Below are 21,120 nucleotides of genomic sequence, written 5' to 3'. Positions count from 1 at the left end.
GCCCTTTGAATATACTTGATTGCACATAAGGAGGAGAAAAGGTGATGTGGAAAAACACCATTCACAGTATCTCACAAAACTTAAGTTTGAAAAAACCAGCTACGAAGGATGAACTCGCTGAAGTTCACAAAAATTTGCAGGTGGAGTTACCAAATGATTTAAATCAATTATTACAGGAAACAAACGGTGTAGAAGGTGAATACGGGGACTTTATATGGTCTGCTTCAAAAATTAAAACTGAAAATATGAATATGAGAAATATAGTTGATTTCAAGGATTTATATATGCCTTTTGACTGTTTATTATTTTTTGCTGATGGCGGAAATGGTGATTTGTTTGGTTATTCCATTTTGAACGGAATCGTGCAAAGAGATGATATATATGTATGGAATCATGAAAATGATAGTAGAACTTGGGTTGCTCCTTCGTTAGAAACGTTTATGAAGTGGTGGGAAAGTGGGAAGATAAAAATTTGAATATAGCATCATGAAAAACGCCTTGTTATTAAAGAAACAAGGCGTTTTTCGTGTGTACTGTTATTGTAATATATGTATATGTATATGTATTGTTGATGATGAAAGGATTCGTAAAATTAAAAAACATTGAATAAACTAGAAAAAAATGGTAATCTTATTTGTGCGATAAATAATAGTTTTATAGCGATTTTTAAATAAAGTATAGGGGCGATTGGTGGGATCTTACGTTCAAAGTTGAGGAAACATGTTTTAACTACCGCGCCGGAGCAATTTGTAAACATGATAATAAAATACTTATTCCGCAAGGTGACGGTGAAGATTTTTGGTACGTACTGGGCGGTCGAGTGAAAATGCTAGAAAATAGTGAAGACGCGTTAAAACGTGAGCTTGCAGAAGAACTAGCCGTTCCTATTAAAGGAATGAGATTAATATGGTCAGTAGAAAATTTCTTTACACTTTCTGAGCGGAAGTTTCATGAGATTAGTTTTTATTACGAAGTAGAGCTGCATGAATTGCCTGCAAATGGAGCGGATCAATATATTTTAGAAGAAGAGGGTAGAACGTATTTGTTTAAGTGGGTGCCGGTAGAAGAGTTGTATACTTATAACTTACAGCCAGCGTTTATAGAAGAGAAAGTAAAGGATATAACAGTCCATACAGAACATATCGTTTTACAAAAGTAAATGTATTCGGAGGGGAAGACGGTGAAGGGGACTAAAAAAGAGATTCATATAGACGGAAAAGTAATTCCATATACACATATTGAAAAAGGTTCTAATACAATTTGCTTTATGTTTTCAGGTTCAGGATACAATTATGATAAGCCGTTATTTTATTACGCGACGATGCTTATGTTTGAACATAAAATAGATGTAGTACATATTCATTATTCTTATGACAAACAAGTAATGAATAAACCGATGGAAGAAGTAACAAAAATAATGATGGATGATATTAATCCTGTAATGAAGGAAGTATTAAAAGGTGAGCAATACAATCATACGATGTTTTTAGGGAAGTCACTCGGAACAATTCCGATTGCAAATGATTTAATGAAGAGAGAAGAGTTTTTACAGTCAAAAATGATAGTACTTACACCTTTACTAACTTTTGATTCCATTTTCGATTCCATCTTACATAGTCAACACGAAGGGCTTTTAATAATTGGGGATAAAGATCACCAATACGATGCAGATCAAATTGATCAGTTGTATAAAATGAATTTAAAAATCGATGTTGTTAAAAACGCAAATCATTCTTTAAATGTTGGAGAATATGAAACCGAAAATTCAATTGAAGCGATAGCAAAAATAATAGAAAAGCTTAAAGAAATTGTTAGGGAAAACTAACTTATCAATACATGCAAAAAGAGGTGCAATTTGCACCTCTTTTTTTTACTTAATAAGCCTTCAACACATGAAGCAAATAATCTTTCCGGTTCAGCGGATTATTATCAACACGTTTTCGAGTAGGGAAGGGAGCCTTCAGTTTTTTGTAACCAGATGGCTTAGTTGTAAAAATGCCTTCTCCTTCAGTGAATGAATGAAGCATTCGCTTAAAGTTCTCCGTTTTCGCAACAGGTAACGATCCTGTTAAATGGTAGGAGTCATTATTGAATATAGGCTCGCTAAAAGTTGCTGGAATAGCAGCTAATTTATACATTGCGGTACTAATTGCGTGCTCCGGTACAGTTAATTCAAACTCGTTTACTGGTTCAAATGCACATGTTTCAGCGTGCTTTAAAGCATCCATTAATACGAGTGGTGTTAAGTTTCTAAAGTCACTCGCTGTAGTAACAGGACTAGCATAACCAGTATGAGTTAACGTAACGATAATATCCGTAACTCCCCATCCGTACAAACCTTGTTTTAATGTTTGGAATACAGTATCTTCAATCGCTTTATGAAATGCTAAAGGTAGTGATCCGAGTTCAACACCTAACTTATATGTTATGCCAGAATTCAGTTCACCGCGCTCAATTTTAAAACCAATTGTTGCGTAAAATGGATTCGTTTTTTCTCCCATTACTTCAACGGAATTCCCAATGCCAATTGGTTTCTCAATACAGACAACTCGTGTATTTGAGAAAGTAACCTGTAAATTATATTTCTCATAAAGTGTTGTTTCAATAACCTCTTTTTGTACTTCACCGAAAAGACGAATGTATAGTTCATTATGAACATCGTCTTTCCACACTTTAATGAGTGGATCTTCTTCACATAGTTCCATAAGAGCAGCGTATAAATCATGAATTCGTTCCTTAGGTACTGCTTCAATAGCAGCTTCCATTTGTGGTTCGGCAAAGTGAATGTTTTTTATAGAATCCGCCCGTTCACCGATAATATCACCAATTTTTATATCATTCAGTCCCCATACTTTACAAAATTCACCGCTAGGAACGGTAGAAGTTTGAACGTCATCTCCATTATGAAACATGCACATTCTTTTAATCTTTTCCTTATGTGGTAGAGACTCATCGCGCTGTATATCAACATATTTTCTAACGTGTAAGTTACCAGAAAAAACTCTTACATATGCAATCTTTTCTCCAGAAGGTTCACGCTCAATTTTAAAAACAACACCGGATAAAGTTTCATCTTGTGCGGATGTATGAGCTCGAATGAGGGCCGGAAGTTTTTCAAGTAGTTCTGTTACTCCTATACCTGTCATTGCTGAACCGAAAAAGATTGGATACACATTTGCTTGCTGTATTTGTTTTTCTAGTTCTTTTCTTAATAGTGCGTCCGGAATTATTTCGTTATTTACATATGATGCAAGCAATGTTTCATTGTACGATGCTAACAGTACCATACAATCGTCATATGATTTGTATTCAATGATCCGGGCTTCTTTCGTTCCTTCGTTTTGGGCAGAGTAGAAGGGGAATGCTTCATTTGAAAGAATCTCTTTTATTTGCTTTACAACTTTTTCAGTATTTGCGCCACTACGATCAATTTTATTAACAAATAAAATAGTCGGTATGTCTAGTTTCTGTAATGTTCGCATTAAAATTTTTGTTTGTGCTTGCACACCTTCAACGGCAGAGATAACTAAAATCGCACCGTCTAAAACGCGGAATGATCGCTCCACTTCAGCGATAAAATCAGCGTGTCCAGGTGTATCAATGACATTTACTTTTACATCATCAATAAAGAAAGAAACGACAGATGCTTTAATCGTAATGCCGCGTTGTCTTTCTAATTCCATTGAGTCAGTTTGCGTACTTCCACTATCAACTCGGCCAATTTCTTTAATCACATTCGTTTCATAAAGAATACGCTCAGTCAAACTCGTCTTGCCAGCGTCTACGTGCGCGACAATCCCTATATTTATTGTTGTCATATGTGAATATCCTCATTTCATTTTCCATTTTTATTTCCTCATTTCTATTTGTGTATTGCCGCATTACAATCACTCTCCAGTCATTTAAATTAGTACTATTATAGTGCAATTAACATTATTTGTAACGCGACAAAGCGCCTTAATTTGGAAAAATATAAATGAAAACAAAATGCTTGCATTCTAAATCGATATAGATTATATTAATTGACATATCAACTATTGATACATCAAACGATTTTGATTTGGATGTAAAGGAGGGTTAATATGACAAGTTCATGCTCAAAAGAAGCGATTATTTTATATAAATTACACTTTCTAAATAAAGAAGTAAGTTCGAAGTTTGAAGGGTGTACGGGTATGAGCCAGTCTCGATTAGAGCTTATACTTCAGTTATATGAAGTAGGTGAAATTAGTCAAAAAGCACTTCAGCAAGAAGTGAATATTGATAATGCTGCGATAACGAGGCATTTAAAGCAGCTTGAGGCAAATGAAATGATAGTAAGGCGTAAAAATCCAGATGATAACAGAATTACGTTAGTTTCTCTTACAGAAGAGGGACGAAATAAAATTCAGGCGTTTCAAGAGGAAAAAGAACGTTTTGCAGCATCTGCATTTAAAGGATTAAGTGAGGAAGAACGCGATAATCTTTTAAATATGTTAAATCACATTCAAGAAAATATAAAAGAATTATAAAAAAGGGAGACTTCAACTATGACTAACTCAGTAAAAACAAATAACTTTAACGAAATTTTAACAGGCCGCCGTTCAATTCGTAAGTACGATCCTTCAGTGAAAATTAGCAAAGAAGAAATGACTGAAATTCTTACAGAAGCAACACTTGCACCATCTTCAGTAAATATGCAGCCATGGAGATTCCTTGTGATTGAAAGTGACGAAGCAAAAGCAACACTTGCTCCACTTGCGAAATTTAATCAATCTCAAGTAGAAACATCTTCAGCTATGATCGCTGTATTCGGTGATTTAAACAACTTTGATAACGCAGAAGAAATTTACGGTACAGCAGTAGAGCGCGGACTTATGCCAGCAGAAGTAAAAGAAGATCAAATGAAAAAACTTTCAGGTTACTTCTCAATGGTTACACCAGAAGTAATGAAAGATACAGTACTAATTGACGGTGGTCTTGTAGCAATGCAATTTATGTTAGCAGCACGTGCTCACGGATATGACACTTGTCCAATTGGTGGATTTGAAAAAGACCAAATCGCAGAAGCATTCGGATTAGATAAAGAACGTCACGTACCAGTTATGTTAATTTCAATCGGAAAAGCTGCTGATAGTGGTTACCAATCAGTACGTCTTCCAGTTGAAAAAGTTGCCGAGTGGAAGTAATTTTATAAATACAGAAATAAGTGAGATATGAGAGGGGAAACACCATGATTATTATTCACGCAATATTTCAAGTAGATCCAGCGAAACAACAAACATTTTTAGAAGAAATTCAGCCACTCATTCACGGTTCAAGAGAAGAAAGTGGAAATGTATCTTATGACTTATATAAAGATACAGAAAAAGAAAGTGTTTATACGATGGTAGAAGTATGGAAAGATGAAGAGGCAGTTGCGAGTCATAATACGAGTGAACACTTTACATCTTTCGTTAGTAAAGCAGCACAGTTTTTAACTGCTCCACTTAATATAAAAGCTTATAATGGAGAGTTAGTGAAATAATAAGGTAGAAAAAGATGACTTTAGCGTATAGCTGAGGTCATCTTTTTTGTATAAGTAGAACCTACTTCCGACACAGTTATGTTGAAAGATAAGTGTTGTTCTTACCTTTAGTAACGGTGATTAATTATGTGTTAAATTCGAACATTCGGTTTATTGGAATATTTTTCCGTGGTATAATTTCCTTGTAAATAAATGGTAGAGAGGAGTAAGTGATGGGAGAATTTCAGAGTAATTTGCATACGGCAACGCAACTTGCAACGAAAATGAGAAATGCTTCAGATAGAATGCAAAGTGCTACTAATCGCTCTATAAATAAGGCAACGCGTACTACGCTGTCTGTGAACTTTAAAGCACAAGAAGCAAATCAACAAAATTTACAGATCACGAAACAATTTTGCGCAGCTTTTCAACAAACGATTGATAATATCCATTCCGTAGCAAATGAATTTGAGAAAATGGATACCGGACTTCAAAAGACTTTTCAATAATGTAACAGCCTACGTAAAGGGGAAAAGGTAGGGAGAAAAGATGAGTCAAGAAATTGAAACGAGAATGAGTCAATGTAATCAAAAATTACGAATTATATTTGAAGAACAAAATGAAAACCGAATGGCGCTGCAAAATCAAGAACGAGCTGAAGCTAGTTTTCATGAATGGAAAAATAGAAGTAATCGTTTATTTAACCGAATACTAGAAACTTGGTATGGTGACAAAGAAGCATATAACCTTTTTACGAATATGCGGCAAGAGATCGGACAGTATGAAAGAAAAATTACATTCGAATTAGAAAACGAAAAAGAGACGTTGCTTAAAGAAAAACGGCATCTCAGTGAGAAAGAAAACGACCTTTCCTATGAACAGCAGCAACTACAAAGGGAGGCCAATACATGAGTTTAAACATGTATTTGGGAGAAGTACAAAGTCAAACTCAAAGTATGAACGCTATATGTAATGCTACGATTCAAAGTATGGAACAAGCCATTCAATCTATTGATGCATTTGCGATAGATACAGTATTACAAGGACAAACATACAGTAGTGCAAAAGCCTACCTTGTCCAAACATTTCGGCCATTAGCGCAAGGAATCATATGCTTATGTGAAGAATTAATTCGCCAAAACGAAGCATTTCCAAATGATTTTCAAGCAAAAGTTGCTTCAACAGATGTTATCGAACATGAAATAAGACAACAAATACAGGAAATCAATCAATCAATTGCAAGTATAGAAGCAATCGAAGTACTTACACCAATGCCTGGAGTAGACGCAATTATTGCAGTCTTAATTGCAATGAGAAAAAAACTAGAAGAAAAACTAGAGCGTTTACGAGAATTCGATCATTCGTCCAGTAACAACTACAGCACCGCTCTCCAATTAGCGGCTAGCATCACAGCCGGACTCGCTGAAGTGCAAAGCGGGAAAGGATTTAGTCCTGTGAGTGGGACGTTTCATAGTGAAAAGTTAAATATGGAATGGGCAAAGCAAATTCAAATAATTATAGAAGAGAAAATACGGAAATCTGACAATGGTATTGGAAAAAGTGTAGATTTAGAGCACAATGTGTATAACGACATTGAAGGAATAAGTAGCGAAAATCAATCTATCAATAATAGATTTACAAAAGAAGAGATACAAGCGACACAAAAATACCTTGAAGGAATTAAAAATGGTACAATAAAAGGGAATATAGGTGAGGATTTCCAAGTTGAAACCGATGATTATGAAATGGAGCATAACATTTTTGGCCAGCCAGTCGGTGGTAAAAGACCAGTACTCGATCCTTTTTTAATCGGTGTGGCGAAGTTTGGATTCGATTTTCTCTTTGGTGATCTTTTCACACTCTTTGACCCAGAAGCTACCTATGGTGAAAAGCTCCTAGCAGTTGGGATGATGACTCCATATGGGAAAGGTGTAAAAATAGTTGATAAACTTCATGATTTAAAAAAGGTTGGAGATGTGAAGAAAGCAACGTCTGGGAGTGCGGGGGTTGCTAAGGGTACGGGTGATACTAGATTTACTTATAAGAATAATCCTATGGATAATCCAAAAGCGGCAAAAGATATACATGAAAATCCCGATGCAGTTTATGGGTTTTCTCCAAATCCAAAATCGGAGAGTATAGGTGGATTTGCTGATGCACTAGACTGGACAAATCCAGAACAAGTGGCTCAGGCAACTGTAAGAAGGCAGAGTTATCATGATAAAAATGATAATATTATAGAACTAGTTAATAAAATGAAGAATGAGGGAAATTCAATTGAAGAAATTGCAAGAGCGGTAAATAATCAAAGAAATCAGAATCGATTAAATGATTATATAGATGATCCAAAAGGGCTAGAGCGTGTAATGGCTAGAAATGAGGTTAAATATGGTAATCCACATGGTCCAACGGCAGATTCTTCATTTAATAAGTATGGTTCATGGGAAAAAGTGATCGAAAAGTCAATGAGCGCAAACCCAGGAATGGACGCATGTTGTGGTTTATATGATAAATATTATCATTTATATAGAATCGGGAGTAAGTAATAATTTATTGTATGGTTAAAAATGATAATCTAGTAATTTATACTACTTGGGAAGGTGTGCAAGAATGAATGATACTAAAATAAATATTATTTATGAAGACTTTGATAAAGATAACATAATTATTTTTTTTGAAAAAAAAGGAAGAAACATGTGCCTTACTTTTGGATTATATGAGTTTGAAAATGAGATGGAGTATTGGGATATGCCAACTAAATTAAAAAAATATAATGGAAAAATGGGATTTATTTTTGATAAAAATATTAATAGAATTGATTTAGAAATGGAAGTAGCTCGATTTATAAAACATAATGATTTAAATAAACTAGATTTTTAATGTGTTTTCAGGAGAAAAATAAGGTAACTATTCAGCTGCCAAATTGATTTAGTTATTTAATATTTTTATTTACATCCGAAAATAATTATACAAATCGGGATGTCTGTTTGATGAAGCGTAATAGATATGATGTTTTATTTTTAGGTAAAAGAGAATCTGAAATTACAATTTATAGTGATTAGTAGATAAATATAAATAACTAGAATGGGTATAAAACCAACGAACTCGTACAAACTCGTAAGGTTTAACGTAGTAATTGTCATAACATAAAAAAGGTATCATGACAACTACTACAAAACTTGCAAATTTATGCTACTTAAAAACATATGAACTTAAAGCGCTTGATTGTCTACGAAAGACAACAAGCGCTTTTTTATTAGATAGGCATGTTATAAATGTTTAAAAATTATTTTTATGAATTAAGGTTAACAGAAATTACTAGTATTATATAATTGAAAATACATTAGCAAAAGAAATACAAGAATTGACGGAAAAAATGTTTGATGCTGCGAATGTATCACGTTTAGCTAGACAAGAGTATTATAGGGCCTTTAATCAATATAATTTTAGGGAGTAATTTAGATGGAAAATATTAATCAGTTGATTAAAAAAGTAAAATCATTACCTAATTGTCGAGTACAGGAGCCTACAGAATTACCGATAATTGATAAGGATAAGCATATGCTACCAGGTGATTTAAAAGAATTTTATAGTCTTTGTGGTGGCCTAACTTTATTTGAAAATGAGGAATATCCTATTCGTATTGTTACCCCAGAGGAGTTTATTTTGGCTAATCCCGTAATTGTAGGAGAATTATGTGAAGAAGATATTTCATCAAATTGGTATATTATATGCAATGATGGTAAGGATGAATATTTAACAATAGATCTTAGTGAAGAGAGATTAGGTAGATGTTATGATAGTTTCTTTGATCGACATGGAATAGTTGGGGAGACGGAAATTATCGCAACTTCATTCACTGACTTACTTGAAAAACTTATTAAGAACAATGGACAATATTGGTATTGGCTAAAAAGTGAATTTGAATCACTTGGAGATGCTTATGATGATCAAGAGTGAAAAAGAGAGTCTTTAAGTGGGATAAGAAAGTGAAAGGGTGTTTGAAAGTACGTACTCTATGATGGTTGAACCATCATGGAGTACAATGTGCAATGATAGAAAAGAAAAAGAAGTACGAGCTTAGGCAAGATGATATTTTACTGGGGGATAAATATAAACAGATGGAATGTATATTAAACTAATGAACTCGTACAAACTCGTAAGTTTTAACGTAGTAGTTGGCACGACATAGAAAAGGTGTCATACTGTTACTACAAAACTTACAAATTTATGCTACTTAAAAATAGATGAACTTAAAGTACTTGGTTACCTATTTGAGGCAATAAGTGCTTTTTATTTTAAGATTAGGTGATCTCGGAATATCTAAAATAACTCAAAATTCGTCTGAAAATGTTATTTTTAGTGAATTGGATAATCTAGGTCGACTAACCAGAGTAAAAGCAACGATCACACAGGACATGTTTCGTACTGGTAGCAGAACTAGCCAATCAATTTCGATCTACGGGAGCAATAATTTAATGCATAAAGGTGTTACGTTAAAGGCAAGAAGAACAAATGATTTTTTTTAGATGTTACAATAGTAAATAAAAAATAGGAGTCGATTTATTTGGATAAATTAATTAAAATACTCCTTCCTCCAAAATTGCCACAAAAAACAGGGGGTAAAGAACAATGGGGAAATTTTTTCGGCACTCTTGGTACGGAATTGCCTACAGACTATGTAAAATTTATTGAAACTTATGGTACAGGTGGTATTGACAATTTCTTGTGGATATTAACTCCTTTTGTAAACGATGAAAATGTAAATTATCTTGGTAGGCAGAAGGAAATGATGAATTCATATATACAATCTAAGAAAAGTTTTCCACAATATTATAAACATGATGTTTACCCTTCAAGTGGGGGGATACTTCCATGGGCATACACTGATAATGGTGACGAATTGTACTGGTTAACAGATGGAAAACCTGATGAATGGAAAATTGTGATATATGAATCGAAATCACCAGAGAATTATACTTACTCACTTACGATGGTAGAATTTTTATATCAAATAATAACGAAAAAATTAATATGCAATGCATTTCCTGATGATTTTCCAAGTGATGCAACTACATTTGTTTCAGTAAATGTTGAGTAGTTATTTAACCTTGATTGGCTATGTGCCTTTCAAGGTTTTTTAGTAAACTAAAAGGTTTTACGCTTTGAAAAATTTCACATGTGAATCAAAAGTTTATGATAGTAAATTGATATTCAAATATAGCGACAAACCTTACAGGAAAATAGTTATCTGTTAAAAGAAATCACAATTCATAAGTGTTGATTTCTTTTTATGGATTTGAATAACAAATAGTATATCTCTCCTTGGATCAAGGCAAATAGCTACTTCATTATTGGATGATAAGGCACTAAATAAAGTAGGCCATATCGCAAAAGGAGCAAAAGCATCAAGTGGAGTAAGTACATTTGCTAATGCAGTAAAACTAGTAAAAGAATTGAAGCCTACGCTTGAAATGTTACAATCATTTAAGAGAGAGGCTTCCTATGCAGTCTCTAGTGTTGGTGGAACTATTGTAACCAAAATACCTCAGGGCGAATTAATAGAAGCTTATTATAAGTTTGCGAAGTCTAAAGATGGTGGTAAGGGTACGGGTGATGTTTTAGATGATGGTACAGTGTGGGGAAACATAAAAATTACTCAACCAGTTTATGAAGGTACAAAAATACCAAAATCATTTGAATTAGCAGTAGATGGTGAAAAATATTGGGTACATCCAAATGGAACAAAACATATGGTAGAGTATATAACAAGAAATGTGACTACACATGGTATGCCGATAAATAGTCAAACTTTATTGTCAAGTTTCGAAAGTTCTGTTAAGAAAGCTGTTAATGAAGGTGTCAAATATGAAGAAATTATGAACGTAGGCAATTGGGAGTTAATATTTAGTAAACCTCGTGGAGACGGATTACTACCAGTAATAAAGCACGCTGTATATAGACCATAGAAGGAGACATGATTATGTTAAAAGTAACAGAATATAAAGAAAGTCAGTCTATAAATATTGAATATGATGTTTATACACCGATTAATATAGAATTCAGTACTTGGAATATATCAAAGGAACAAACGATATATTGGCGAACTGGGGATTTCAAGAAATCTTTGATTGAAATAGGAGTAGGAAAATATACAGGGAATATTCGTTCTATTACATTAACTTTGAGTGAAAACGTACACAAGATGGAAAATTTGAACTTGGATATGGAAAATATAACTTTTATTATAGGCATACCTATTTTTCAAGTTGAAGAATATGATAAGACGTATATAGATGAAAATAGTAAATTTAATGTATATATAGGGATTGATAAGGTATTAATATCATTTTCGGAAAATGATATTGTGTCAATTGTACAAAATGAAAATGTGGGATTTGCTTTAGATATAAATAAAATGGTTTGTGGCGTTATAGTAAGTGGTATGTTAAAACATGAAAAAAATATATTAGAAGAAGCATTAAAATAAAGTGTTATGAAATATAAAAACATAGAAAAACCTTGATTGGCTTATATGCCTTTCAAGGTTTTTCTATGCTTTTAACACCTGTGTTCATTAGACGTACGAAATTGGTTGCAGTAATAAGAGCCAGATGAGAGTGTGGGTGTACTTATTAGGGTACAGGTAATTTTGTTAAAGTTAATAATGAAACTATAATAAATACTGCAACTTCTCCTAAAAAGGGTGGAGAGACTATTGTAGGTCCTGCTTTACAAAACATGCAGGAAGAAATCCAGATATTTGGGGGGAGGTTAAAAGTGGCCCTGACCAAATAAATCAAACTGCATTGAAACACCTTAAAGAAATAATTGGTGGACTAGGAGGATTTATAAAAATTAAAAGCCCTAAAGGAATAGAGTTTTTGGAGAAAAAACTCCAGATGGACGTGGAGTTCGATTGAACCTTGATGGAACTTTTAAAGGGTTTATTGATCAGTGAAAGAGGGGGATTGTAAGTGGAAAATTTAGAGATTATATTAAGAGATTTTAATAAGAGAAGTATTGATAAGTTAATTTACGACGAACTTAAATTAAATATATTAAAAATTAAATCATCACATTTTTATGATAATATTTTAGAAAAAGATTTGGATTTTTCTCAAGTGAAAAAAATGGAAGAGATTTTAACACCGAAAGGCACAGGAAATGTATGTTTAGAAGAATTACAACTAGGTATTTCATTAAAAAATGTAGTAATAGTATTTTCATTTGATGAACAGGATGGTGATATTGTATTTAACTTTCCTGAAAATGAAATATTAAAGGATGAGAGGAATGATAATAAGTTAAGGTTAAAAAAGTTAGTGCATTATCTAGTTAATTTGAAAAAAGAGTATGATATTCCAAACGTAATAATTGGTTATGAACCTGCAACTGATGAGGATACTTTGCTAATAGAAATTAATGATAAAGTAAAAAATTATGACAAAAAAATAGAGGGAATATTTTCTTGATTTATGAACCTTAAGGTATATGCCTTGGGGTTTTTTTAGTAACTTTGAATAAATTAGAAAATGAAGGTTTAACTGTACTGGAAGATAATTAACTCGTATGAACTTAAAGCAATTGATTGCTGATAAAAAGAAATAAGTACTTTTTATTTTGAGATTACAATATTTAGTAAGATGAATTATATATCCAAAAATATCAAAACAAAAGTTTCGAATGATGAAGTGTTTCCACAATTCTCTTTCATGATATGAAGAAGTTTTTAATGAATGGGGATTATCGCAAAAAAAGCAACAGCATCAAGTGGAGTAAGTACATTTGCTAATGCAGTAAAACTAGCAAAAGAATTGAAGCCTACGCTTGAAATGTTACAATCATTTAAGAGAGAGGCTTCCTATGCATTCTCTAGTGTTGGTGGAACTATCATAACCAAAATACCTCAAGGTGAATTGATAGAAGCTTATTATAAGTTTGCGAAGTCTAAAGATGGTGGTAAGGGTACGGGTGAAACACTATCTAAACAGAAATCAATACCCGACTTTGTGAAAAAGCAATGGGAAGCAGGGAATAGATTTAATAAGGAAAATCGTCCTCGATATCCTTATAATGAAGTAGAGTTAGAGGCAAAGGAAATCAATGGGAAGAAATATGTTGTGGATTCTTATATTCCGGGTGAAGAAATTGTCTCGAGGAAATTTACCCAATTGGCTGAAGTAAAAGAAAAGACGGCATTAAGTTATTTAAGTGAGTTTACTAAAAAGTATTCTTCCGGTTCAGAAATTTCTTCAGGTAAATTTAATCCTAATGCTTTAAAAGGTGGTCGACTAGATGTTGAGTTAATTTTGGAAATCCCTGTACAAACAAAGCCAGTTCCACAAAAAATTATTGAAGAGGCGAATGAGAAAGGGATTATTATTCGTGATATTAATGGGAAGGTGTATAATTAATGGAAATTTATTATTGTGATAAGTGGTCTAATATAAAAAAGAAGCCTTGGAATATTATTGATGAGAATGCAGCCAAGACACTTCATGAAAATCGTCATTCTTATACTGCTGTTCTTAGTGATGGAGAGCAGCCAAAGTATTTAGTAAATGTCACTGAGAAATGGGTATCGGTAAGTTTTTTGGATGATTTTCTTCGTAAATATTTACACTACGATTTTATTGTTAAAGAAGATAATAGACTATTCCTAAGGACGATAATGTATTGGAAATATGACGGGGATACACAGTTGAAAAGTATGATTTTGGGGTATCAAGAAAATGGTCATATTGCTATGGAGCAAAAAGATTCTAAAACTGGAGAAGTAGAAGAGCGAGAGACAAAAGATGATGTATCTAGAAATTGGGATACATTCCCTGAGTTTGGCCAATACTTATATTTGTGCAAAGAAGAGAGGTAATTCTTTTGAATATAAGAACAATAACTAGGCGAGATAGCTATTAGTGGGCTAAGAATATAAATAAATGGAATAAACATGAAACTAATGAATTCGTAAGTTTTAAAGATATTGTAAAGTTAATTGAAAATTCCCCGAAATAATCCTACTTAATAAACAGATGAACTTAAAGCACTTGTCGCCTAGGGGAAACAAGTGCTTTTTATTTTAAGATTACGAGGTAAGGGTAATGGCTTACCCTTACCTTCTTATGAGAAAAGAAGTCCATACCTATAGGGATTTACAGAGAAGTACATGGATTTCCAGTTAAAGTACAGTCAGGTGCTCAAGAGAAGCATATTCCCGATACACCGAACTATAAACAAGAATTAGCAAATGGAAAAAATAAGAGCATTTTCTATGGTGATAATAAAATAGCACAAGAATTGCTTGATAAGTTTGCCGGGAGAGGTGAACTATTAAAAAACGGTAGAGAAAGAGTAGACTTTGGTGAGCCAATAGGAAAATATTATGACCGCAATACTGGTGAATACTATGAGACTACTAAAGGGTTGATTCATTATGGAAAAGATGGCGCTCATATAGTATCATCAAGACCATAAAAATCATAAGAAAAGAGGATGCAAATGGGGTATGATTCTTTAATTGGAACATTAATAAATTATGAACATAGTGACATGATACTAGAATGGAAAAGTGGATTAAGGATTATTGGCGAACTAGATACAGTTTTTGAAACAGACAATGGACTAGATGAGGATGATATAAATTATACAGAATATGATGTAGCTGTATTTAGAGTAAATAATATTTTATCTCAACCTAATACTAACGAAGGTACTGTATATAATTGGTTAAAACAAGAAAAAAGTTCATTGGTTGAAATTTCTCTCTATGATGATCCGCCAAGTGCAGTGTTTTTAACTGACGGAAAAAGAGTATGGGAAAGTGAAATGTGTAAATAATAGGTGGTATTTAAACTGAGACCTTGATTGGCATATGCCAATCAAGGTTTTTCTATGTTTTTACATCTGTAAAGGGTGTTCATCGATGGTATAAAATTGGCTATAAGAAAAAGAGACGGATGAGAGTATGAGTGTACTTAGGATATCTAATAAGAAATCTCAATGCCGATTTTGTGAAAAAACAATGAGAAGAACTTAGGGGATTATAGAAGAAACAGCCTGAAAAACCGAGATGAAAGAAATTATTTTGCAAAAACAACAATTTAACTTACAAGAGCAGGAAGACAATAGATCATGGCATGAAAAAACAGCCCTTTATGCGCAATCATTTTTGCATGGAGTTATCGAATTTTTTCAAGGTGCTGGTGATGCAGCACTAGAAAACTTTTTTGGACTACAACCACATGAGAATGATAAATTAGAAAGTAAGACAACTTACCAAGCTGGAAGGTTGGCTGGAAATGTTATATCAATAGTCGGGTCCAGTGTAGAAATGTTTGAAGGTATTTCGCTCATAGGCGGATCTAATTTCTTAACTATCGTCGCAGAAGTAGGAACTGGCGGATTAGCGTCACCAATTGTTATTCCATTAGATATAGCAGCAACAGCTGCTGGAGCTAGTCTTTTTGTACATGGTGGATTTGTTTGGAATAAATCGATTCAAAATGCTAAGGATACTATTCGGAAAATTCAGTCTCCTGGTGGAGGTAGGGGTGATGTTGGTAAGGGAGCCAGTGTAGCAGGGAACATTGGAAAAAATGATAAACTAGCAAGTCAAGGACATGTTGATGCTGGCGTTTCAGGTGCTCCAAAAGTTGATGCAGGAAAACAGGGTAAACATGTTCCTGGTCATGGGAATAATGTCTCAACCAAATCGCAGTGGGGAGCAGGGAAAAATGGAGTAGTAGAGACACAAGAAGCATGGGTGAAAGGAACACCAGTAAAGCCAGACGGAAGTGTTAGAGTGCATGATTTTGGAAAGCCAATAGGTCCAAATGGAGAAACGAGGGTAAAGGTTCATATGGATGGTAAAGGAAATATACATGGGTACCCTGTACAATAAAGGAGAATAATTATGAGTGATGAGATACTAAAAGTTGTTAATAAATTATATAAACAAGGTGATTTCCAATATGTTTTGGGGAAATTTGTTGATAAACATTTTTGGGATGGAGAAATTAATAAAATATCAAATATAAACGTTGATAATATTACTGATTTTAGTTATTCAACATGTTTTTCTTACATTCTTCTACCACTAGATGTGAAATTTCGTTTTGGTAGTGTAGAATTCAGTGAGTACGTTCGGAAGCAATCAGAAATTAATTGTGTAATGCTAATGATTTCGGCAATCGCGCCATATGCAGTGGTTAAATATTTAAGATATAGATATACTAATGGTACAATCGAGCTAGTTGAAGAGTCCTCGCCATACAATGATGAATCTAAGAAAATAGGAAGTAGTATTTTAAAATTATTAGATAGTAACGGAATAAAGAATCTTGATAAAGAAACGTTAAGTATTGAAGTGGAGGATGTTTCGTTAGAGTTAAAGGAAACAGGTGTTACTATATATAATTGTCTATTTGAAGATGAGTATTAAAAAGGAACATTAATGATTGTGCAGAAACCAAAGAAGGGATATAAATAATAGAGGTAGATTAGTAGTTGTTAAGAAGTGATTACAGTTCGAAAATGTAGTCTCATTAAAAAGAGTGACCCTCTTTAGAAAACTTTTATGAGTGTACTCCATAGGGTAAATGTCCGAATAATTCTATTTAACTAATTAAAAGACAGAAAAAATAATAGGGAGTTTGGTTTTAATGATAATTAGGCGAGATGTTATTTTGTATGACAAGGGTAGTTATGACATGGCATAGCTAACAAACAAACGAGAATGACAAAGCTCATGATGAAAAATAATGATAACGTAAATAGATGTTCGTATTTTGCGTTGGCTAAATAAATTATTAGTTGTATTTTACCTAGAGTAGGTCGTATAATACTCGCTATTCGTTAAAAAGCGTTACGAAAATTACAATTTATGTAATAGGAAGATGAAAGTTAAAAATTTCTAGGGATAAACGAGTTTCAACACTAGGGCAAGTTAAAGGTGGATGTAGCTTCAAATATTAAAAAGATGAAATTAAAGTATACTGTGAAGAACAAGGATTGTACTCGATGCATATTTTTAGAGATAAAGAAATTAATTGCGCAAAAATGAATGAAGAAGCATCAGAAATAGACAGGGTGGGCTTGCGAGAAATGTGGGCTCACCTTTCGTCTGTTCAAATTGATTATGTGGTGGTGCTAAACTAAGTAAAACTAAAGATGGACGACAAATGTCAAATGATTGGTTGAATGGTGCGAAAACCAAAAAAAGTAGAATATTTAAAGCTGTTGATGGAGATAAGAAATTGGCAGATAAGATTAAAAGAGCGCCGGAAAGAAATCAAGTAGAAAGAGTACTATCACAAGTCGATAGTACCGGAAAAGTAAAAACATATAGGTTAGATGCAAAGGGAAATATTATTGGAGAATGACCATAATTTAGAAGCTAGGAGGAATCAAATAGAATGAGAGATCCTTTATGTATAGAAGAAAAATGTAGAGAAGGAATAAAATATAATAAAGAGTTTATTGAGGAAAATAGAGAGGAGATTAAAAGTTTTGAAGAAGATGAAAGGAATGGTATTCAAAGAAAGCCTAATGATAATAAAAGTCTTATAGAAGGAAGATATCTATTAAATTTTAATTATGAGTTAGAGGATATTAACGCAAAATACTCCATAGGAGAAGCTATTCATACAATAGAAGGAGATTTTGACAACGCTCTTATTGATTTGGGGCAAATAGGGGAAAGAGAAGTTGGATATTTAAATCTAATTTGGATGATATCTCTAGGAATTTTATTAGAGACGGAGAAAAAGAATCTTTTAAGTTTAGCTAAGCTAGTTGAGAAGGAAAATATGAATGATGCAGTAATCGATTTCCTCTTATGCGCTAGTGATATCGGATACACAAACATGACGAATAGATATTATAAAGAAAATCCATATGCAAAAACGAGAGAGATTATAGAACTTGCACAAACAGATAAAAAAGAAGCGTCTAAAAGATTACAAACGTATATGGAGAAAGAATGGTTTAAAGGCCATTATGATTATGAATGGAAAAATGCGCATAAAGAACCTGGATATGTAGGGTATTGGAGCTTTGAAACGGCAGCGCTTGCGAAAATTTTGGAACTTGACGATACATGTTTAAAAGATAATAATTACTATCCTTATGATTTGGCGCATTATAAAAATGAAATGAAATTTAAGCATATAGACCTAAGTGAATATCACTATGAAGATGAGACAGAAGAAATTGAGGAAATAGTAGAAGGAATTGAACATAATCCTGCATTGGAAAACATTATTCCGCCAAAATGGCATTCATTGGTCAATGAATTAATACATGATTATAAGAATATGGACGATAGTAGTTTTTATGAGAAATACAAAAAAACAATAGGAATAGGTCAAGTTTGGTACTTACCACAAGAGTATGAAGAAGAAAATGAGCAAAAGGATCTATTAGGAAGTTTAATTGTGTTTGCCCTGACGGTAAGAGATTATATATTACAATTGGATTATAAAGAGGATTTAGAGGACTACATTGATAATCTTAAAAATTTCTGGAATGGATCAGAAACAAAGTTAATTCAATTTATTTTAGAGAATGATCAAGACTATTATGCATGGGTACCGAGAGAGGCGAATATCCCAAATATGTATGAAGTGAAGATAGAGAGTGTCGATGTAGAGGAAGTTCTATAACGAACAAATTGAAATTGTTGTCATCATATGTAATGTTAGAATACATTTTACTAGTTAATTGAAAACACGTCGTGCGTTGGAGAAAAAAGGACGTATAGTTACTCAAAAAGTAGATAGAAAGAAGGCTGTTGGATTGAGATTAGCAGATTTTATTAAATTAGATAAAAATGAAGTAAATCACTTTGATTTTAAAAATATTTCACCATCATTTAAAGTACAAAAAGAATTACACCCTGTAAAAAAATTTATTTTGTACAAAAAAGATTATCAAGAAAGACTTTTAAATAGAGTAAAAGAAAAATTTGATTGTGATAGATGTGAACTGGTTTTAGAGATATATTCTAAAATATACTCAAATAAGGACTTGAACAATTTAGATTTAGATACTATGAATTCTTTTTATCAAACATACCGGCTTTTATTACTATCAAGTGATAAGTCATTTTGGGAAAATGATTTTAATACATTCTGTAATAATCGCGGTGTGAAGCCTAAAACAATTAAATATAACACCTTAAAGTTGTTAAGATATGAATGGTTATTGTCTGAAAAAGTGTTTAACCATTATGAGGATATCAATAATCATCCGGATGTTATGCGTTTTGCTACAGTAACACATACATTAGGAAATATGACATTATTGCCTAAAGGATTTAACGTTGGGCGTGCTATAGCAACTAGAGATTATTGGGATTTAACATTAATGTCACTACAAAGTTTTTTAGACCGTTCTTTTAATGCTTTCGTAACAGATTATTATATGGAAGACTTTATTGATGATAAGTTAGAGTTATGGGAGGGGCATTGCTTTGAATACCCATTGCCAAATTCTTTTAATAAAAAGGAGGCTCGCACACTATCGGAAATTGAAAAAAATTCTATTATCCAAAGCCGAATTTTTGAATTTATGAAAAATGTCAATGGTAAGATTGAGAATCGTTCTGAACGATTATATAAAGCTTTAATAGTTAAGTTGTAATAAATAAAAATTATAGATGTCATTAAGTTTGAAAAGTTATATTTTGGTACAAATACAAATTGGATAGAGTAGTAATAAAGGATTATTAACACATAAAATGAATATGCGTATTGTTTAGATGTTAGTCATATAAAAAATAATGAGTGTCCAATAATAGCCTGGAATAGATAAGGGGGACTTGATGACTATAGTACAGCAAAGAACTTTAATAAATTTTTATCACAAAGAATAATAGATGCAAAAGAAGTATGGGGAAAAGAGTTTTAATATTGGAAATTTTATTGGTGTTTATAACGAAAGTCTATATAAGGCAAGTTGAGGAATGCATATTGAGTAAGGAAATTCAATAGAAGTGGAGAACGTTTATTTGAAAACAATAATCAAAAATATAGGTAATAAAAATATAAAAGCTAAAGTAGAAGAACCTTTAAGTTTTCATGTAGAAACACTTTTTAATTTATTATCTAAAGTAGAAGATAAATTAATAGATGGATTTTCAATACAAATTGGATGGTCTGTTTTTAGTTTATATAAGTATGAAGAGTATTATCAAATTATCACACGGGATTATACTAAAAACCCTTTTAAAGATACGACGGAAGATTTGACGATTGCATTATGGGTGCAATTAGAACAATTGCATTGCTTACGTCGATTAAATATAGAGGGACAATTAATAAAATTTAACGATAAGATTGTGATAGCGAAAAATGTGTTGCAACAAGAAGAGGTTTATTTACAAAGATCTAGTGGTTTTGATGAAGGTGATTCAGGTTGGTATATAGGTCCTATCAATGAAGAAGTATCAGGAGAATTGGAAATTATATACGCCTATGAATTATTAAAAATGAAACCCGCAATTATTCAAGTGCTAGCCTTACCGTATAATTATTTAGTAGTATTTGATAAGGACGAAATTAAAGCGGTTTTAAATGAATGTGATGTTGATATTTGGAGTGAAATAGAAAAATAATGAATGTATATAAGGTATCAAA

At 32.7% G+C, this 21,120-nt stretch carries 23 protein-coding genes and 5 pseudogenes; 27 read left to right on the top strand and 1 reads right to left on the bottom strand.

Annotation, left to right across the window (positions count from 1 at the left end; translation table 11 throughout):
• Nucleotides 1-44 precede the first annotated feature (44 nt).
• The 3 genes from QCI41_RS05255 to QCI41_RS05245 all read left to right on the top strand — a co-directional run bounded on the left by QCI41_RS05255 (nt 45) and on the right by QCI41_RS05245 (nt 1,825).
• Nucleotides 45-476: an SMI1/KNR4 family protein gene (locus QCI41_RS05255; RefSeq protein WP_353838865.1), complete on the top strand. Its 432-nt coding sequence runs from the start codon at nt 45-47 to the stop codon at nt 474-476.
• Between the two features lie 194 nt (nt 477-670).
• Nucleotides 671-1,159 (top strand): NUDIX hydrolase, encoded by a 489-nt coding sequence (locus QCI41_RS05250; protein WP_353838866.1) that lies wholly within the window; start codon nt 671-673, stop codon nt 1,157-1,159.
• On the top strand, nt 1,160-1,825 hold the full coding sequence (locus tag QCI41_RS05245) for an alpha/beta hydrolase (RefSeq protein WP_353838087.1): 666 nt from the start codon (nt 1,160-1,162) through the stop codon (nt 1,823-1,825).
• 49 nt (nt 1,826-1,874) lie between these two features.
• Here QCI41_RS05245 and QCI41_RS05240 read toward each other — a convergent pair whose 3' ends face one another.
• Complete coding sequence (locus tag QCI41_RS05240; RefSeq protein WP_353838088.1) at nt 1,875-3,818, bottom strand: GTP-binding protein; 1,944 nt, start codon at nt 3,816-3,818, stop codon at nt 1,875-1,877.
• A gap of 264 nt (nt 3,819-4,082) precedes the next feature.
• Between QCI41_RS05240 and QCI41_RS05235 the strand changes: the two genes are divergently transcribed.
• The 24 genes and pseudogenes from QCI41_RS05235 (at nt 4,083) to QCI41_RS05120 (ending at nt 21,098) form a co-directional block, all read left to right on the top strand.
• Complete coding sequence (locus tag QCI41_RS05235; RefSeq protein WP_000204172.1) at nt 4,083-4,511, top strand: MarR family winged helix-turn-helix transcriptional regulator; 429 nt, start codon at nt 4,083-4,085, stop codon at nt 4,509-4,511.
• Between the two features lie 18 nt (nt 4,512-4,529).
• The gene (locus QCI41_RS05230; protein WP_131245630.1) at nt 4,530-5,168 is read left to right on the top strand and encodes a nitroreductase family protein; all 639 of its coding nucleotides are present in this window, start codon (nt 4,530-4,532) and stop codon (nt 5,166-5,168) included.
• 44 nt (nt 5,169-5,212) lie between these two features.
• Nucleotides 5,213-5,506 (top strand): putative quinol monooxygenase, encoded by a 294-nt coding sequence (locus QCI41_RS05225; protein WP_353838089.1) that lies wholly within the window; start codon nt 5,213-5,215, stop codon nt 5,504-5,506.
• Between the two features lie 212 nt (nt 5,507-5,718).
• Complete coding sequence (locus QCI41_RS05220; RefSeq protein ID WP_353838090.1) at nt 5,719-5,994, top strand: TIGR04197 family type VII secretion effector; 276 nt, start codon at nt 5,719-5,721, stop codon at nt 5,992-5,994.
• Nucleotides 5,995-6,034: 40 nt separating this feature from the next.
• Nucleotides 6,035-6,397, top strand: a complete 363-nt coding sequence (locus QCI41_RS05215) for a DUF3958 family protein (RefSeq protein WP_353838091.1) — start codon at nt 6,035-6,037, stop codon at nt 6,395-6,397.
• Nucleotides 6,394-8,031, top strand: coding sequence for a T7SS effector LXG polymorphic toxin (locus QCI41_RS05210; protein ID WP_353838092.1), 1,638 nt, complete (start codon nt 6,394-6,396; stop codon nt 8,029-8,031). Before QCI41_RS05215 ends, QCI41_RS05210 begins: the two co-directional genes overlap by 4 nt.
• 64 nt (nt 8,032-8,095) lie before the next feature.
• Nucleotides 8,096-8,365, top strand: a complete 270-nt coding sequence (locus QCI41_RS05205) for a hypothetical protein (RefSeq protein WP_001000170.1) — start codon at nt 8,096-8,098, stop codon at nt 8,363-8,365.
• Between the two features lie 469 nt (nt 8,366-8,834).
• Nucleotides 8,835-8,942: pseudogene (locus QCI41_RS05200) on the top strand (sugar-binding protein); the annotation flags it as partial.
• Between the two features lie 5 nt (nt 8,943-8,947).
• On the top strand, nt 8,948-9,445 hold the full coding sequence (locus QCI41_RS05195; RefSeq protein ID WP_353838093.1) for an SMI1/KNR4 family protein: 498 nt from the start codon (nt 8,948-8,950) through the stop codon (nt 9,443-9,445).
• Nucleotides 9,446-10,052: 607 nt separating this feature from the next.
• Nucleotides 10,053-10,586: an SMI1/KNR4 family protein gene (locus tag QCI41_RS05185; RefSeq protein WP_353838094.1), complete on the top strand. Its 534-nt coding sequence runs from the start codon at nt 10,053-10,055 to the stop codon at nt 10,584-10,586.
• A gap of 226 nt (nt 10,587-10,812) precedes the next feature.
• A pseudogene (locus QCI41_RS05180) lies at nt 10,813-11,454 on the top strand (T7SS effector LXG polymorphic toxin); the annotation flags it as partial.
• Between the two features lie 14 nt (nt 11,455-11,468).
• Nucleotides 11,469-11,975 carry a hypothetical protein gene (locus QCI41_RS05175; protein ID WP_353838095.1) on the top strand — a complete coding sequence of 169 codons (507 nt, stop codon included), beginning with the start codon at nt 11,469-11,471 and terminating at the stop codon, nt 11,973-11,975.
• Between the two features lie 487 nt (nt 11,976-12,462).
• Complete coding sequence (locus QCI41_RS05170) at nt 12,463-12,960, top strand: hypothetical protein (protein ID WP_000429178.1); 498 nt, start codon at nt 12,463-12,465, stop codon at nt 12,958-12,960.
• A gap of 264 nt (nt 12,961-13,224) precedes the next feature.
• Nucleotides 13,225-13,902, top strand: a pseudogene (locus tag QCI41_RS05165) (cytoplasmic protein); the annotation flags it as partial.
• Complete coding sequence (locus QCI41_RS05160) at nt 13,902-14,360, top strand: hypothetical protein (RefSeq protein WP_353838096.1); 459 nt, start codon at nt 13,902-13,904, stop codon at nt 14,358-14,360. The pseudogene QCI41_RS05165 and the gene QCI41_RS05160, both read left to right, overlap by 1 nt.
• Before the next feature lie 263 nt (nt 14,361-14,623).
• Nucleotides 14,624-14,959, top strand: a complete 336-nt coding sequence (locus tag QCI41_RS05155) for a polymorphic toxin type 50 domain-containing protein (protein ID WP_353839246.1) — start codon at nt 14,624-14,626, stop codon at nt 14,957-14,959.
• Nucleotides 14,960-14,983: 24 nt separating this feature from the next.
• Nucleotides 14,984-15,322 carry a hypothetical protein gene (locus QCI41_RS05150; protein WP_353838097.1) on the top strand — a complete coding sequence of 113 codons (339 nt, stop codon included), beginning with the start codon at nt 14,984-14,986 and terminating at the stop codon, nt 15,320-15,322.
• Nucleotides 15,323-15,521: 199 nt separating this feature from the next.
• Nucleotides 15,522-16,385, top strand: a pseudogene (locus QCI41_RS05145) (hypothetical protein); the annotation flags it as partial.
• A 12-nt stretch (nt 16,386-16,397) separates the two neighbouring features.
• The gene (locus tag QCI41_RS05140) at nt 16,398-16,925 is read left to right on the top strand and encodes a hypothetical protein (RefSeq protein WP_001278748.1); all 528 of its coding nucleotides are present in this window, start codon (nt 16,398-16,400) and stop codon (nt 16,923-16,925) included.
• Nucleotides 16,926-17,664: 739 nt separating this feature from the next.
• Nucleotides 17,665-17,865 carry a hypothetical protein gene (locus QCI41_RS05135; protein ID WP_353838098.1) on the top strand — a complete coding sequence of 67 codons (201 nt, stop codon included), beginning with the start codon at nt 17,665-17,667 and terminating at the stop codon, nt 17,863-17,865.
• A gap of 33 nt (nt 17,866-17,898) precedes the next feature.
• Nucleotides 17,899-19,146 (top strand): PoNi-like cognate immunity protein, encoded by a 1,248-nt coding sequence (locus tag QCI41_RS05130; protein WP_353838099.1) that lies wholly within the window; start codon nt 17,899-17,901, stop codon nt 19,144-19,146.
• Between the two features lie 133 nt (nt 19,147-19,279).
• Nucleotides 19,280-20,125 carry a hypothetical protein gene (locus QCI41_RS05125; RefSeq protein ID WP_353838100.1) on the top strand — a complete coding sequence of 282 codons (846 nt, stop codon included), beginning with the start codon at nt 19,280-19,282 and terminating at the stop codon, nt 20,123-20,125.
• A gap of 99 nt (nt 20,126-20,224) precedes the next feature.
• Nucleotides 20,225-20,392, top strand: a pseudogene (locus tag QCI41_RS30635) (SMI1/KNR4 family protein); the annotation flags it as partial.
• A gap of 100 nt (nt 20,393-20,492) precedes the next feature.
• Nucleotides 20,493-21,098, top strand: a complete 606-nt coding sequence (locus QCI41_RS05120; protein ID WP_353838101.1) for an immunity protein Imm33 domain-containing protein — start codon at nt 20,493-20,495, stop codon at nt 21,096-21,098.
• Nucleotides 21,099-21,120 lie beyond the last annotated feature (22 nt).

Source organism: Bacillus cereus group sp. MG4 (assembly GCF_040460055.1).
Lineage (GTDB): Bacteria > Bacillota > Bacilli > Bacillales > Bacillaceae_G > Bacillus_A > Bacillus_A wiedmannii.
This window is presented reverse-complemented; position numbering and strand designations above follow the sequence as displayed.